Raw genomic sequence first — 16,221 nt, forward strand, 5'->3', positions numbered from 1 at the left:
CAAGAAAATTAATATTTATTGCCTCTATTTTAATTATTTACTGCCTTCATTTTAATAAGGTGGATCGTGCCCCTATCTATCATTAGATAGGGGCACGATCCTGATGGCTTTGTTTAGCCGGCGAGGAAAAATTTAAATGCCGGGTTATTGGTTTCATCATGGCAGTCGTAGCCCAATGCGGCCAGGTGCTGCTCAAATTGCGGTTCAGATGCCGATAGCTCAAACCCCGCCAATACTCGGCCAAAATCGGTGCCGTGGCTGCGGTAGTGGAACAGTGAGATATTCCAGTGTGTGCCGAGTGTATGCAGGAATTTCAGCAAAGCCCCCGGTGATTCAGGGAATTCAAAACTGTACAGCCGCTCACGTAGCGGCTTGGATGGCCGGCCCCCCACCATATAGCGCACATGGAGCTTGGCCATCTCATCATCAGAGAGATCCACGACCTGATAGCCCTTATCCTGCAACTCGGACAAGATCTCAGCCCGCTCAGCATAGCCGCGGGTCAAACGGACCCCGACAAAAATGCAGGCATTATCCGCATCCGCATAACGGTAGTTAAACTCCGTCACCGAACGGCCCCCCAGCAACTCACAGAAACGCAAGAAACTGCCTTTTTGCTCTGGAATAGTGACCGCCAGCAAGGCTTCGCGCTGCTCACCTAGCTCACAACGTTCTGATACATAACGTAAACCGTGGAAGTTGACGTTCGCACCGGAGAGCACATGAGCCAGACGCTCGCCTTGAATATTGTGCTGCTGCACATATTTTTTCAGCCCCGCCAACGCCAGCGCGCCAGAAGGTTCGGCAATGGCGCGCACATCTTCAAAAATGTCTTTGACCGCAGCACAGATAGCATCACTGTCGACCGTGATCACCTCGTCCAGATACTCCTGGCACAGGCGGAAAGGCTCATCGCCAATGCGTTTCACCGCCACCCCTTCGGCAAACAGACCGACACGAGCCAGATCCACCGGCTGGCCCGCATCTAGCGCGGCACGTAAACAGGCTGAATCTTCCGCCTCAACCCCAATCACTTTAATCTGCGGCATCAGTTGCTTGATAAGCACCGCAACACCCGCCACCAGCCCGCCACCGCCGACCGGCACAAATATCCGGTCAAGATGCGCATCTTGCTGGAGCAACTCCATAGCCAGTGTTCCCTGCCCGGCAATCACCGCTGGGTGGTCAAAAGGGGGAATAAAGGTATAGCCCTGCTGTTGGGAGAGCGTGATAGCTTTGCCTTTGGCTTCATCGAAATTGGCACCAAACAGCAGCACCTCGCCACCAAAACCACGCACCGCATCAACTTTGATGTCAGCGGTGGCTACTGGCATCACAATCAGCGCCTTAATGCCTAGCTTACTGGCCGACAGAGCCACCCCCTGCGCATGATTACCCGCAGACGCGGTTATCACACCACAGGCTTTCTGCGCTTCTGTCAGACTCGCCAGCATCGCGTAAGCGCCACGCAGCTTAAAACTATGTACCGGCTGACGATCTTCACGTTTGACCAAAATGGTATTGCCCAAGCGGGAGGAGATCTTTTCCATCACTTGCAGCGGGGTGACTTGCGCCACCTCATACACCGGCGCACGAAGTATCGCACGCAGGTACTCTGCCCCACAGGGGGCAGCGGATAAGGGTTGTGATACCGCCATGGGGATTAGCCTCCCAGCTTACTTTTATCGCGCACCGCACCTTTGTCAGCGCTGGTTGCCAATAGGGCATAAGCGCGCAGTGCATAAGAAACCTGACGTTCGCGGGCTTTCGGTGACCATGCAGCAGCGCCACGGGCCTCTTCAGTTTCACGACGGGCAGCCAGTTCAGACTCACTCACATCCAATACGATGCCACGGTTCGGAATATCAATATTGATGAAATCGCCATTCTGCACCAAACCAATCAGGCCACCACTAGCCGCCTCTGGTGAGACGTGACCAATCGACAGACCTGAGGTGCCGCCCGAGAAGCGGCCATCCGTCAGCAAGGCGCAGCTCTTGCCCAAGCCCATAGATTTCAGGTAAGTGGTCGGGTAGAGCATCTCCTGCATCCCCGGCCCGCCTTTCGGCCCTTCGTAGCGAATCACCACCACATCACCGGCAACCACTTTGCCGCCGAGAATGGCTGCTACCGCATCATCCTGACTCTCATACACTTTGGCCGGGCCACGGAAGACCAGACTCTCTTTATCCACACCGGCGGTTTTAACAATGCTGCCGTTTTCGGCAATATTGCCGTACAACACCGCCAAACCACCATCTTGACTGTAGGCATGTTCACGAGTGCGGATACAGCCCTCTTCGCGGTCGGTATCCAGTGATGGGAAACGGCAATCCTGCGAGAAGGCTTTGGTGGTACGGATACCGGCCGGGCCGGCGGCATACATCTGCTTCACGCCCTCGTCTTGGGTCAGCATCACGTCATAGGCTGACAACGTTTGCGTCAAATTCAGCCCCAAGACGTTTTTCACTTCACGGTTCAGTAGGTTAGCGCGATCCAGCTCGCCTAAAATCCCCATCACCCCACCCGCACGGTGTACATCTTCCATATGGTATTTCTGGGTGCTCGGCGCAACTTTGCACAGATGGGGCACCTGGCGAGATAGACGGTCAATATCGCTAATATCGAAATCAACATCCCCCTCCTGCGCCGCAGCCAGTAAATGCAACACGGTATTGGTTGAGCCGCCCATGGCGATATCCAGCGTCATGGCGTTTTCAAATGCCGCTTTGTTGGCGATACTACGCGGCAAGGCGGTGACATCATCTTGCTCGTAATAACGTTTAGTCAGCTCAACGATATGCTTACCGGCATCCAGGAACAGCTGTTTACGGTCAGCGTGAGTTGCCAGCAGTGAGCCGTTACCCGGCAAGGCCAGGCCCAGCGCCTCATTCAGGCAGTTCATCGAGTTGGCGGTAAACATCCCGGAGCAGGAGCCGCAGGTTGGGCAAGCTGAGCGCTCAATCTGCTCACTGTCGGCATCGCTGACATTGGGGTTAGCGCCCTGAATCATGGCATCCACCAGATCCAGCTTGATAATTTGGTCTGACAGCTTGGTTTTCCCCGCCTCCATCGGCCCACCGGACACAAAGATCACCGGGATATTCAGCCGCAGAGAGGCCATCAGCATCCCTGGGGTAATTTTGTCGCAGTTAGAGATACAGACCATGGCATCTGCGCAGTGGGCATTAACCATGTACTCAACTGAGTCAGCGATCAATTCGCGCGAAGGCAGAGAGTAGAGCATGCCGCCGTGACCCATGGCGATCCCATCATCCACCGCAATGGTGTTGAACTCCTTCGCCACACCGCCAGAAGCTTCAATTTGCTCCGCGACCAGTTTACCTAAATCGCGCAAATGAACGTGGCCCGGGACAAACTGGGTAAATGAGTTAACCACGGCAATAATCGGTTTGCCGAAGTCATCATCGGTCATACCGGTAGCGCGCCACAGTGCGCGGGCGCCGGCCATATTACGGCCATGGGTGGTGGTATGGGAACGGTACTTAGGCATTGTCTCTTTACTCCGCGTTTTTTATTTTGCACATCAAGTCGGTGTTGCAAATGAAAAATGATTGTTAGGTGGCAAATGATTGTTAAGTGGTAAATGATTGTTATAGGGTAAATCACAGGCTGCATTGCAGGTGGCGAACGAACCACCTGCGGCTTTCTGCTACTGACGATTAATTATTTACTGGCGACTTATCTGCTACTGACTATTTAGATGATGACTCTGGGTAAACCTGATCCAACCAACCCCATTTGTCTTCGGTTTCGCCAGTGAATAGGCCGAAGAATGCTTGCTGGATTTTTGCCGTGATCGGGCCACGTTTACCAATACCGACCTGAATGCCATCAACACTGCGTACTGGCGTGATCTCTGCCGCCGTACCTGACATAAACACTTCATCCGCCAGATAGAGAGACTCACGTGACAACACTTGCTCACGCACTTCCAGCCCCATATCTTTCGCCAATTTGATAATGGCGTCGCGGGTGATACCCGGCAGTGCGGAAGAGGTAAATGGTGGCGTGAACAGGATGCCATCTTTCACTTCAAACAGGTTCTCACCGGCACCTTCAGATAGGAAACCGTGGATATCCAGTGCAATCCCTTCCTGATAGCCATGGCGGCGTGCTTCACTGCCCACCAGCAAGGAGGAGAGGTAGTTACCGCCAGCTTTTGCGGCCGTCGGGATGGTGTTAGGTGCAACACGGTTCCACGAGGAGACCATGGCATCAATGCCTTGCTCCAGCGCTTCCGGGCCAAGATATGCACCCCATGGGAATGCCGCGATAATCACATCCGTCTTATAGCCATCTGGCGGATTCACCCCCATGCCAACATCACCGATAAATACCAATGGGCGGATATAGGCGCTGGTCAAATTATTGGTACGCAGTGTCTCGCGGCAAGCTTCCATCAGCTCATCAACCGACTGAGAAACGGGCATACGGTAAATTTTGGCTGAGTCATGTAAACGCTGCATGTGTTCGCGGTGACGGAAAACCACTGGCCCTTTATGGGAGTCGTAGCAACGAACACCTTCGAAGACTGACGTGCCGTAGTGTAACGCGTGAGACATTACGTGAACTTTGGCCTCTGCCCACGGAACCATTTCACCGTTAAACCAAATAAAATCAGCTTTCTTCGTCATTCTTTTCTTTCCTTGTGGCGCATCAGGCGCGTATCTGTAATGAATTAGGTTGTAGGATCTCGACGCAGGCGACATCCATAAGCTTACTTAGCTGAGAAGACAGTAAATCGACAGGTCGCCCGCTGGCAACGGTCAATTCAATATTAATATTCTCAGCATTAATCATTGGTGACATATTCATAGCACAAACCTGAAAACCGCGGTGCCGCACAACCCGCAATACGCGCTCTAACATCTCAGGGCGGAAGCGGGCTTGAATAGAGAGTTGATGTTGCATCATGAGACTTTCTCCAGCATGGTTTCATTACCTGCGCCTGGCGGCACTAACGGCCAAACGTTTTCGAGTTCGTCGATAGAAACCTGGAGCAAATAAGGGCCTTCGCTGTTAAACAGCGCATCCAGTGCGGCTTCGACTTGGTCTTTTCGGGTGATACGTTGGCCGGGGATATTAAAAGCACTGGCCAGAGTGATGAAATCGGGGTTATCAGAGAGATTGGTTTCGCTATAACGTCCATCAAAAAACAGCTGCTGCCACTGCCGAACCATCCCCAACCGCTGGTTATCCAACAATACTATCTTCAGCGGCAACTGTTTTCGTTTTATGGTGCCCAACTCCTGAACATTCATCATAAACGAACCATCGCCGGAGACACAGATAACCATATCATCAGGGCGGGCCATCTGTGCGCCAACCGCCGCCGGAACGCCAAAGCCCATGGTGCCAAGGCCGCTGGAGGTGATGAAATTCTCAGGACGGGTAAAGTTCATATGTTGCGCCGTCCACATTTGATGCTGACCCACATCAGTGGTCACCACGGTTTCCGGCGCTTTACGCTCAGAGATCTGCTTTAGCAACAGCGGAGCATAAATGGCCTGCCCTGGGTGGTCATAACGCCAGCTATGTTGCTGTTTTAACGCCATCACCTCATCGCGCCACGGTTGGATATTCAGCGGCTGTTGTAAGGCGGGCAGTAACACCTTCAAATCGCCCTGCAATGCCACGTGAACCTGACGCAATTTACCCAGCTCAGCCGGATCGATATCCATATGAATAACTTTTGCTTTCGGGGCGAATGTATTCAATTTTCCAGTTACGCGGTCATCAAAACGGGCGCCAACTGCGATCAATAAATCACAATCCTGTACGGCAAAGTTCGCGGCTTTGGTGCCATGCATTCCCAGCATCCCCAGATAGCAAGGGTGCTCAGTATCCGGTGCGCCCAAGCCTTTCAGGGTCGCCACCGCAGGTATACCTGTGGCCTGAATAAAAGCACGCAGCGCAGGAACCGCCTGTGCCATACCGACGCCACCACCAACATACAGCATCGGCTTTTTCGCGGTCGCCAGCATATCCCAGGCTTGTTGCAGCTCAGCGGCAGAATCAACCAAGTGCTCTTCAACTGGCATCAAATGCGGGGTCAACTCACCCACGGCCAACTGAATATCTTTCGGAATATCAATTAAAACCGGGCCAGGGCGGCCACTGGTGGCGATGGCAAAAGCTTCAGCCATGATACCCGGCAGCGCATCCAGTGATTCAACGAGGAAACTGTGTTTTGTGCAGGCCAGTGATAAGCCCAGTACGTCAATCTCTTGAAAAGCATCGGTGCCGATGAGCGCAGAACCCACCTGACCGGTGATCGCGATAACCGGTACGGAGTCCAGCAACGCATCAGCCAAACCGGTGATCAGATTCGTGGCCCCAGGGCCGGAAGTGGCGATACACACCCCCACTTTGCCGGTTGCTCGGGCATAACCAATGGCGGCGATCGCCGCGCCCTGCTCATGGCGGCAGAGCAGATGCTCAACACCACCATCATACAGAGCGTCATACACTGGCATAATCGCACCACCCGGGTAGCCGAATACCGTATCAACACCCTGCGCACGCAACGCCTGAACCACCCACTGAGCACCATTCATAGTTATTTCCCCGAACTTTTGCGGGAGGCACAGGATTTTATTCTGTTGTGCATTTTATGTTCCTCGCGTCTTTAACGTGCCAATAAAAAAACCCCCGGACCTTTCGGTGCGGGGGTTCTCTTGAGATTAAGGCTTGATTTTTATGCCTTTCTTCGTCCAAGTGCAGCCCCGCACGGTGGGATAATAATCACCACCACGCTAATTAGGACTAGGTTAATCACTTGGACAATCGCTTTCATAATTAGGTTGTTCATCTATCTAGTGTCGAACGAATACCTACAGAGTTATCACAGTTATTGGTTATCTGACAATATTTATTTAAATTATTATTTTGTGAGTCCACACACGAAACGCCACAAACGTATTATTTATCAACCAGTAAAACCCACATTAGCATACTGGGCTTTTTTTGCGGGCCGAGCTGCAATTTTTAATTTTAGTGCAGCAGTTACAGCGAAATTTCTCGCGATATTTCGCAAACCCACCATTTTCCTGCGCACAGAAAAAATCCCCGAGGCACTATCTTGCTTGCAACAATTACAGCAAAGGAGTGCATTATGTCACTGGCAACCATTCACACTCGTGCCACGCTGGGCATTCAGGCTCCCAATGTCACGGTAGAAGTCCATATCAGCAATGGGCTACCGGGATTAGTCTTGGTCGGCTTACCAGAAACCACGGTAAAAGAGGCACGGGATAGGGTTCGAAGCGCATTAATCAACAGCGGTTTTAACTTTCCCGCGAAGCGGATCACTGTCAGTCTGGCACCGGCAGACTTACCAAAAGAGGGGGGTCGTTATGATCTGCCTATCGCATTAGCGATACTGGCGGCGTCAGAACAGATTCCTACAGATAAATTAGCGCACTATGAGTTCTTGGGTGAGCTCGCCCTGTCAGGAGCGCTAAGGCGGGTTAGCGGCGCAATTCCGGCAGCACTCGCCAGTCGTGAGGCCCAGCGACAGCTAATCCTCCCGACCGCCAATCATCTTGAGATAGGTTTGATCCCACAAGGTAACAGCTGGGTTGCTGAACACCTATTGGCGGTGTGTGGTTTTTTGCAGGGTGAAAACAGCCTCGCTCAGGGCCACCCCCTTGAGCTGGCCCCATCTTGGGATAACAACCTCGACCTGCAAGATATCATCGGCCAATCACAGGCTAAGCGCGCTTTGGAGATCGCCGCAGCTGGCGGCCATAACTTACTGCTGCTTGGGCCACCGGGAACCGGTAAAACTATGCTGGCCAATCGGCTGACCGGATTACTGCCGCCGCTCACCGATCAAGAAGCGCTGGAGGCTGCCGCCATCAACGGCCTGCTGCACAGTAACGAACTACCCGCCCAGTGGCGTCACCGCGCTTTTCGCGCCCCCCATCACAGCGCATCCATGGCGGCACTGATTGGTGGCGGCTCCATTCCCCGTCCGGGTGAGGTATCGCTGGCCCACAATGGGGTGCTGTTTCTGGATGAACTGCCAGAATTTGAGCGGCGGGTACTGGACTCACTACGTGAGCCGCTGGAGTCAGGCGAGATCATTATTTCCCGCGCAGCAGCCAAAGTATGTTTTCCCGCGAAAGTGCAACTGATAGCCGCGATGAATCCCAGCCCCAGCGGCCATTATCAGGGCATTCATAACCGAACGCCACCACAGCAAATTTTGCGCTATCTGGCAAAACTGTCTGGCCCGTTTCTGGATAGATTTGATCTCTCAATTGAAGTCCCATTGCTCCCCGCAGGTATGCTCGGGGCACAGAAAAATCAGGGGGAGAGTAGTGAAACGGTTAGGCTGCGAGTGTTACAGGCGAGGCAAAGGCAGCTAGATAGGGCTGGAAAGATAAATACCCAACTGAGCAGCCAAGAAGTTGCTGAACATTGCTATTTAGCACCGGAGAACGCCGCCTTTCTGGAACAGGTTCTGTTGACATTGGGGTTGTCGGTGCGCGCCTGGCACCATATTTTGAAAGTCGCACGTACCATCGCGGATCTGGCTCAGGAAAATAGCATCCAAAAAAGTCATCTTTCAGAAGCGCTAAGCTATCGTTGTATGGATCGATTGCTGTTGCAGCTACATAAGAGCCTAATGTGAATAGGGAGCAAAAGCCCCCTATTATTCATCACCGCACTTACACCCTGCGGCTTCGAAAACGGAGAGTATACCCAAAGTCATTGGAGTCGCAGGTAGGCAGCAAGCAAACAAATCCCGATGAGCTTACCCAAGTAAGTGATTCGGGTGCGTGAGCGCGGCTAACAACCCTGCGGCTTCGAAAACAGAGAGTATACCCAAAGTCATTGGAGTCGCAGGTAGGCAGCAAGCAAACAAATCCCGATGAGCTTACCCAAGTAAGTGATTCGGGTGCGTGAGCGCGGCTAACAACCCTGCGGCTTCGAAAACAGAGAGTATACCCAAAGTCATTGGAGTCGCAGGTAGGCAGCAAGCAAACAAATCCCGATGAGCTTACCCAAGTAAGTGATTCGGGTGCGTGAGCGCGGCTAACAACCCTGCGGCTTCAAGGACGAAGGGGATTAGTCGTCGCTATCAGTATAATCTTCCACCGCATCCATCTGCGGCTTACCGCCTGACAACGTATGGAAGCGTTTAGGACGACGAGTCCGGGTCACATATTTTGACCAGACTTTTTCCTCGGCACTGACCGGTTCACGTTCGCCGCGACAAACAGCCACAAACTGCTGTTCTTCTTCCGTTGCAGGCTCGCGCTTGCCAAGGTCGAGTTCGTTAAAAGCGTAACCATGGCGCTCTAGCAATTGCGCCTCTTTAATGGTGAAATCGCCGTGACGCGAGAACCCGCGAGGATAATGTTTATTATCAAAAAAACGATTGGTCGTGATGAAGCTATCCGCCATCTGACACGCTCCTAATTCTCTCATGGTCGTGCTGTTTATGGCGCGGAGTATTAGATAGGCTTGACAGCGTGTAAAACAAAACATTTAAATCTTAACGATAAAAAAAATTGGAGATAGGTGTGGATACTGAATTACTGAAAACCTTTTTGGAAGTCAGTAGAACTCGCCACTTTGGTCGCGCTGCTGAATCTTTGTACTTAACGCAGTCGGCGGTAAGTTTTCGTATCCGTCAGTTGGAAAATCAATTAGGTGCAAATTTATTCACTCGTCATCGCAATAATATTCGTCTAACACCGGCAGGTGAGCGGCTGGTTCCCTATGCTGAAACACTGATGAGCACCTGGCAACTGGCTAAAAAAGAGGTGGCACACTCGCTGCAACATACTGAATTGTCTATTGGTGCAACCGCGTCGCTTTGGGAGGCTTACCTCACCCCCTGGTTGCAACAATTGTACCAACAGCGAGGCTCATTGCGCCTTGAGGCACGTATTGCCCTTCGGCAATCGCTGGTGAAACAGCTGCACGAACGGCAACTGGATTTGCTGATGACCACCGAACCACCGAAAATGGACGAGTTAGCCAGCCAGCTGTTAGGGCATTTTTCGCTGCGACTTTTTTCGTCTATAGCCCCTGATTCGTCGAAAGAAAATGACGTCGAGAATGAGCATGAAAATGCAAATGAAGCGCCCTATATCAAACTTGAGTGGGGAGCTGATTTTCAGTTGCAAGAGAATCGACTACTCAACAGTGAGCAGTCGCCGGTATTAACCACCACCTCGGCCCATTTAACCCGGCAGCTATTGGAAACCACCGGGGGTTGCGCATTCTTGCCGGAACATTGGCAAAAAGAGTACCCTCAATTGGTACTTAATGCTGATATACCCGCAATCGTACGGCCACTGTATGCCGTTTGGTTGCAAAACAGTGACCAACAACCCTTGATCCGACAACTATTAAAAACCCCTATGAATAACGCCACCCAGAGCGCTATACCGGATTAAGTGGTGGTGACTTAGGGCGAGCTCGGCGATTCAAATAAAAGGCACTCATCATCTTCTGAATCGCAATAAAGCTAAATAGCAAGATTCCGATGACAATCTTGGTCCACCATGAGCTGAGCGTGCCATCGAAAGTGATGTAACTCTGTATCAGCCCCTGAATCAACACTCCAAACAGGGTGCCGAAGACAGTTCCGATCCCCCCGGTGAGTAATGTGCCGCCGATAACGACGGCAGCAATAGCATCTAACTCGACACCACTGGCCGCCAAGGCATAACCTGCGGAGGTGTAGAGCGAGAAAACAATGCCCGACAATGCGGCGAGGGTGCTCGATAACATATAGATTTTAATGGTGGTTTTTCTGACGGGAACGCCCATCAGCGCAGCGGAAACACTGTTCCCCCCTATCGCATAGACGTTATGACCAAAATGGGTACGGTGGGCCAGTAAGACCCCAAATACCACCACCATTAGCATGATAAAGGCGAGTAATGTAAATCGCCCCCCTCCGGGGACTTTCCAAGCATAGTTCGCCAGCGTGGCATAGATCGGGTGATTAATGGGAATAGACTCTTCAGACACGATAAAACTCATGCCTCGCACAAAGAACATCCCCGCCAAAGTGATGATGAATGCCGGAAGTTTCAGGGAGTCGATAATCCATCCCATCAATGCACCAAACATCGCCCCCATAAATAAGACTATGGCGAAGGCATATACCGGATGAATACCATAAGTCCCGATTAACTTTGCCAACAGCACGCCGGTAAAAGCAATGACTGAACCAACGGATAAATCGATCCCACCCGATAAAATAACGAAGGTCATACCCACGGCAACAATGCCCAGAAAGGCATTATCCGTCAGTAAATCACACCATACGCGGGTGGATGAAAAGCTGGGAAACTGGTTGAGACAAAAAGCATATCCCAGAATAAAAACGGCAATAGTAATCAGCAAAGGAATATTACGCTTTAACATTACTTTTGCCTCCGGAAGATATGGCTAAATGAGATCATTGGTGACTGCACCACCAAGACAGCTAAGACCACAATGGCTTTAAGCACTAAGTTAAATTCCGGCTGATAACCGGAGAGTAAGATCCCAGTATTCATCCCCTGAATAATCAAAGCGCCGATCACCGAGAGCAGAAGGTTAAAACGCCCCCCCATCAAGGATGCGCCACCAATAACCACCGCCAGAATTGCATCCAACTCCAGCCATAAACCAGCATTGTTCGCATCTGCACCACGGATATCTGCGGTCACGATAATGCCCGCAACGGCGGCACAGACACCACAGATCACATACACCGCAATGAGCACCAACCGAGTACTCACCCCCGCATTCCGCGCTGAACGTAAGTTAATGCCCACTGACTCAATAAATAGCCCCAGTGCTGTTTTGCGGGTCAATAACCACACAATAATCAGCATACTCAATGCGATGACCACGGACATCGGCAAGTACATCAACGTACTGCTGCCTAACTTCGCCAAACCACCACTATCAAAAGTAACAATTTGCCCTTCTGTAATCAGTTGGGCGATGCCGCGTCCGGCCACCATTAACATCAAGGTGGCAACAATGGGTTGAATTTGTAATACCGCCACCAAGAAGCCGTTCCATAATCCGCATAACGCGCCAACTGCCAGCGCGGCGGCTAATACGGTCGGTAAAGGATGCCCCGCACTGGTTAATGTCGCTGCTGTCGCCCCAGCAATCGCCATCACCGCCCCGACAGATAGATCTATGCCGCCAGTGGCAATCACTAATGTCATTCCCAGAGCCAATAAGGCAACAGGCGCGCCTCGATTCAAGATATCAATGACACTGCCAAACAGTCGCCCATCCTGAATGTGGATTGAGAAAAAGTGTGGAGCGACCAAACTATCAATTAATAAAATGACCGCCAGAGCGCCAAATTGAGTGGCACCTTTCGGTAAGACCCAGTTAACTTTGCGCGGTCGTTGCGGCATCGATAGGCTCCTATTTACCATGAGGTAACTCCTTATTACACCGCAATCGCCTGCATAATGGCAGGAACGGAAATCTCACTGTGCTCAAGCTGAGCAATATGCCGGCGGTCACGCAGCACAATGACGCGATCGGCATATCCCGCTAACTCTTCTAACTCGGATGAGATAATTAACAGTGCCAACCCTTCGTCACACAGCTTCTCAATCAGTCGAATAATCTCAGCATGTGCCCCTACATCAATTCCGCGTGTTGGCTCATCCAAAATTAAAAATCGCGGTTTTGTGGCGAGCCAACGGGCTAATAACACCTTTTGCTGATTTCCGCCGGAGAGATATTGAATTTGTTGCTCGGGGCCGGGGGTGCGAATACCCAACTGCTGAATGAACTCCTCAGCGATTTGAGTTTGTTCACGCATTGAGATGGGCCGCAACCAGCCCCGTTGGGCCTGTAATGCCAGGATAATATTTTCCCGAACCGTTGCCGCGCCGACAATGCCATCCGTTTTGCGATCTTCCGGACAATAGCCAAAACCAAATTTTGATGCTTTCCGGGGGGTTCTGATTTTGACCGGCTTGCCCTGAATTTTGGCTTCGCCGGTATCCGGTGTGGTGACACCGAAAATTAGCTGTGCGGTTTCGGTACGTCCTGAGCCTAATAACCCCGCCAGACCAACAATTTCACCAGGAGAAACCGATAAATCAAAACTTTCAACCACACCCCGTCGACCATAGTTTTTAAACTCAACCAATGGGTTACTTGCCGTAATATTATGTTCACCGCGTTTCAGTAATTGCTCATCAAAACTGTGGCCCAGCATCATCTGTACCAACTCAATGCGGGGAAGTTCTGCGGCAGTTTTCGTGCCGACGAGTTTGCCATTACGAAAAACGGTGATGCGATCACTGATCCGATAGACCTGATCGAGGAAATGGGTCACGAATACCATGCCGATGCCTTGGTCTCGTAACTGACGTAAAATATCCAGTAACATACTGACTTCTTTGGCGTCCAAACTGGCCGTCGGTTCATCCAAAATCAGAACTTTTGCTGAGAGATCAACGGCGCGGGCAATCGCGACAATTTGTTGTATCGCAATAGAAAAGTTCGCTAAAGGCTGCTGCACATCTAATGCTAAGCCATAACCGGTCAGTAGCTTCTCCGCCTGCCGGTTCATCGTCCGGTGATCAATCATTCCCCAGCGTAATGGCTCCCGGCCAATAAAGAGATTAGCCGCAACCGATATGTTGGGCAGTAAGTTAACTTCTTGATAAACAGTACCAATCCCCATTTTTTGAGCATCAGCCGTATCAATTGGACAAATAGCCTTACCGTCCAAATAGACCTCACCGGCGCTGCGCTTATAGACCCCAGTTAATGCTTTGATTAATGTCGATTTCCCTGCACCATTCTCCCCCAACAAGGCGACAACTTCACCGCGATGCAGAGAAAAATCGACAGAGTCCAATGCCTTAACACCCGGAAATTCAACCGACAAGCCGCGGACTTCTAGCAGTGTTTCCATCAGATGTACCTATGCTCAAAAACGACTCAGATATTGCCCAAATACAGGTGACGAAAGTAGGCGGAGCAAGCCCCGCCTTTGAATCAATAACCTAGGCTTTTCTTAGATTCATACTCCTGTTTGGCCGTGTCAGGCTGTAGCAGGCGAGATTCTGTCTGGATAAATTTAGGCGGTTGAGTCCCGTCTTTCTTCAGTGCGATTAATGCGTCGAAAGCCGGACCCGCCATATTTGGCGTTAACTCGACGGTAGCGTTTGCTTCGCCGCTACTCATTGCTTTAAAAATGTCAGGTACACCGTCGATAGAGACGATTTTGATTTCTGTACCGGGTTTCAGGCCCGCTTCTTTAATGGCTTGAATGGCACCAATCGCCATGTCATCGTTATGCGCATAAACAGCGCAGATATTCTTGCCGTTTTGCTCCGCCTTGATGAAGCTCTCCATCACTTCTTTACCCTTACTGCGCGTGAAATCCCCGGATTGAGAGCGGATAATTTTCACGTTAGGTGCTGAAGCTATCCCATCAGCGAAACCTTTTTTACGGTTAATGGCCACGCTAGAACCCACGGTGCCTTGCAGTTCAACGACATTACAAGGCTTGCCTGCCACATCCTTCAAGAGCCACTCACCCGCAACCTTACCTTCATAAACGCTATCTGAAGCTACGGCGGCTGTGTATAAAGAAGGGTCATTGACTTCAATCATACGGTCGAGCAGGAATACCGGGATTTTGGCCTCTTTCGCTTCCTGTAATACTGGTGTCCAACCCGTTGCAACCACTGGCGCAATAAAAATGGCATCAACACCCTGAGCGATAAAGGATCTCACTGCTTTTATTTGGTTTTCTTGTTTTTGTTGAGCATCCGCTATTTTTAATGTTATCCCGCGTTTTTCCGCTTCTTGTTTAGAAACCTTAGTTTCCGCAGAGCGCCAACCAGATTCTGAACCTATTTGAGAGAAACCCACGACTAACGGAGCCGCCTGGACTGCACTACACATTGCTGTTGTTACAGCTGCTGCTAACAGTAAACGCCTGTACATATTTATTCTCCTCACTTGCCATCGTCGGGCCGTTGATTCATTCCCATTCCGCAGAACAGTTCAGATAATCATTCAGGTTATTAACTGCCCTGAAGTTCGGCTAATTTGCAGATAATGTCGTTCGAAAAACAGATAATATTTTTTAAGGTGAGCTTCCCGATAGCTAAAATGTTAATTAGTTTTAGTACATTTTGTAAAAGTAATAATGAGCAACGTCACACCACAGAATAACAATCGTTTTGTACATAAATTCAGCCAAATAGGTATACATTGGGAACGTTACCTTCTTAAGTTTTGTGGTGGCTAAAGAAGAAATAGGATCAATAAGTGGAGCGCTCACACAGAGGCTATTTGCTGGATTAACCAAAACAATTGGGAGATATAAGACAAAAATAGAAGAGTAGCAGCCATTACAGCGCTGAAAAGAAGGAGTAAAAATAGTGTGGGAGTCATGACTCCCAGCCGAAACGACAATTTTAGTACCTACACAGAAATTAGTGTCATTAGCTAATTTCAACTGTTTGATTAAGCATCAGAAACAGGTGTGATTATGGACGAAAAATTGAAGGCTCATGTTTCTGTTCACTAATTTGGAGCAGCTGACAGGTGATGAATCGCTTTATAATCGAGCTGAATAACCCTTCAGCAGCTATCTAGTAAAACATGAAGTCATGACGATGACCAAATACCGTGCATAGGCTTTGATTTTTTGACATAAAAAAACCCCTCGCTTTCGCGAAGGGTTATTTATATGGCAGGGGCGGAGAGACTCGAACTCGCGACACCCGGTTTTGGAGACCGGTGCTCTACCAACTGAGCTACGCCCCTAAATTGCGCTTAACATTATGCCTGCTAACATAAGCAGGCATAATTTAAATAAGTGGCGGAACGGACGGGGCTCGAACCCGCGACCCCCTGCGTGACAGGCAGGTATTCTAACCAACTGAACTACCGCTCCACCGATTCTTTTACGTGTATCTTCCCGATACTTACCCCTTACAGGGCCAGCGCTCCGCGCTGTGCAAAACCGCTTCTGGCGATTTTGTCAGTTACCAGATGTCACTCTGATAACTCGTGTTTGATGCCTGGCAGTGTCCTACTCTCGCATGGGGAGACCCCACACTACCATCGGCGCTACGGCGTTTCACTTCTGAGTTCGGCATGGGATCAGGTGGGACCACCGCGCTATGGCCGCCAGGCAAATTCTGTTTTAACTCACCCGCTTCACAATAATATATCGTG

13 protein-coding genes, 2 tRNA genes and 1 rRNA gene are annotated in these 16,221 nt (G+C 50.6%); 2 read left to right on the forward strand and 14 right to left on the reverse strand.

Features of this window, described 5'->3' with window-relative positions; all coding sequences use genetic code 11:
- Positions 1 to 113: 113 nt before the first annotated feature.
- The 6 genes from ilvA to ilvL all read right to left on the reverse strand — a co-directional run bounded on the left by ilvA (position 114) and on the right by ilvL (position 6,820).
- Entirely contained in the window at positions 114 to 1,658 is a 1,545-nt protein-coding gene (ilvA, locus tag FFE93_RS20335; protein WP_005279324.1) for a threonine ammonia-lyase, biosynthetic, read from the reverse strand.
- Between the two features lie 5 nt (positions 1,659 to 1,663).
- Positions 1,664 to 3,514, reverse strand: coding sequence for a dihydroxy-acid dehydratase (gene ilvD / locus FFE93_RS20340; RefSeq protein WP_049603025.1), 1,851 nt, complete (start codon positions 3,512 to 3,514; stop codon positions 1,664 to 1,666).
- A 202-nt stretch (positions 3,515 to 3,716) separates the two neighbouring features.
- A complete protein-coding gene (locus FFE93_RS20345; protein WP_005279322.1) occupies positions 3,717 to 4,658 on the reverse strand; it encodes a branched-chain amino acid transaminase in 942 nt (313 codons plus the stop codon).
- Between the two features lie 22 nt (positions 4,659 to 4,680).
- Positions 4,681 to 4,938 (reverse strand): acetolactate synthase 2 small subunit, encoded by a 258-nt coding sequence (ilvM, locus tag FFE93_RS20350; RefSeq protein WP_138775905.1) that lies wholly within the window; start codon positions 4,936 to 4,938, stop codon positions 4,681 to 4,683.
- Entirely contained in the window at positions 4,935 to 6,581 is a 1,647-nt protein-coding gene (ilvG, locus tag FFE93_RS20355) for an acetolactate synthase 2 catalytic subunit (RefSeq protein ID WP_005279320.1), read from the reverse strand. The genes ilvM and ilvG overlap by 4 nt, the downstream gene beginning before the upstream one ends.
- A 140-nt stretch (positions 6,582 to 6,721) precedes the next feature.
- Entirely contained in the window at positions 6,722 to 6,820 is a 99-nt protein-coding gene (gene ilvL / locus FFE93_RS20360; RefSeq protein ID WP_071822504.1) for an ilv operon leader peptide, read from the reverse strand.
- Positions 6,821 to 7,138: 318 nt separating this feature from the next.
- On the opposite strand from ilvL, the gene FFE93_RS20370 reads away from it, so the two are divergent.
- The gene (locus FFE93_RS20370) at positions 7,139 to 8,662 is read left to right on the forward strand and encodes a YifB family Mg chelatase-like AAA ATPase (protein WP_138775907.1); all 1,524 of its coding nucleotides are present in this window, start codon (positions 7,139 to 7,141) and stop codon (positions 8,660 to 8,662) included.
- A gap of 437 nt (positions 8,663 to 9,099) precedes the next feature.
- Here FFE93_RS20370 and FFE93_RS20375 read toward each other — a convergent pair whose 3' ends face one another.
- Positions 9,100 to 9,438: a DUF413 domain-containing protein gene (locus FFE93_RS20375; RefSeq protein ID WP_005279710.1), complete on the reverse strand. Its 339-nt coding sequence runs from the start codon at positions 9,436 to 9,438 to the stop codon at positions 9,100 to 9,102.
- Positions 9,439 to 9,557: 119 nt separating this feature from the next.
- Between FFE93_RS20375 and hdfR the strand changes: the two genes are divergently transcribed.
- Positions 9,558 to 10,439: an HTH-type transcriptional regulator HdfR gene (gene hdfR, locus FFE93_RS20380; protein ID WP_032899127.1), complete on the forward strand. Its 882-nt coding sequence runs from the start codon at positions 9,558 to 9,560 to the stop codon at positions 10,437 to 10,439.
- Here the strand turns inward: hdfR and yjfF are convergent.
- The 7 genes from yjfF to rrf all read right to left on the reverse strand — a co-directional run bounded on the left by yjfF (position 10,426) and on the right by rrf (position 16,178).
- Positions 10,426 to 11,418 carry a galactofuranose ABC transporter, permease protein YjfF gene (gene yjfF, locus FFE93_RS20385; protein ID WP_138775909.1) on the reverse strand — a complete coding sequence of 331 codons (993 nt, stop codon included), beginning with the start codon at positions 11,416 to 11,418 and terminating at the stop codon, positions 10,426 to 10,428. The genes hdfR and yjfF overlap by 14 nt on opposite strands.
- The gene (gene ytfT, locus FFE93_RS20390) at positions 11,418 to 12,416 is read right to left on the reverse strand and encodes a galactofuranose ABC transporter, ATP-binding protein YtfT (RefSeq protein WP_186367681.1); all 999 of its coding nucleotides are present in this window, start codon (positions 12,414 to 12,416) and stop codon (positions 11,418 to 11,420) included. The genes yjfF and ytfT overlap by 1 nt, the downstream gene beginning before the upstream one ends.
- A gap of 35 nt (positions 12,417 to 12,451) precedes the next feature.
- Positions 12,452 to 13,939, reverse strand: a complete 1,488-nt coding sequence (ytfR, locus tag FFE93_RS20395; RefSeq protein ID WP_005279706.1) for a galactofuranose ABC transporter, ATP-binding protein YtfR — start codon at positions 13,937 to 13,939, stop codon at positions 12,452 to 12,454.
- Between the two features lie 83 nt (positions 13,940 to 14,022).
- On the reverse strand, positions 14,023 to 14,979 hold the full coding sequence (gene ytfQ / locus FFE93_RS20400) for a galactofuranose ABC transporter, galactofuranose-binding protein YtfQ (protein WP_032899125.1): 957 nt from the start codon (positions 14,977 to 14,979) through the stop codon (positions 14,023 to 14,025).
- A gap of 752 nt (positions 14,980 to 15,731) precedes the next feature.
- A tRNA-Trp gene (locus FFE93_RS20405) sits at positions 15,732 to 15,807 on the reverse strand.
- Between the two features lie 53 nt (positions 15,808 to 15,860).
- A tRNA-Asp gene (locus tag FFE93_RS20410) sits at positions 15,861 to 15,937 on the reverse strand.
- Between the two features lie 125 nt (positions 15,938 to 16,062).
- Positions 16,063 to 16,178 (reverse strand): 5S ribosomal RNA (gene rrf / locus FFE93_RS20415).
- Positions 16,179 to 16,221 lie beyond the last annotated feature (43 nt).

Origin of the sequence: Yersinia sp. KBS0713 (assembly GCF_005937895.2) — a bacterium.
Taxonomy (GTDB): Bacteria; Pseudomonadota; Gammaproteobacteria; order Enterobacterales; family Enterobacteriaceae; genus Yersinia; species Yersinia bercovieri.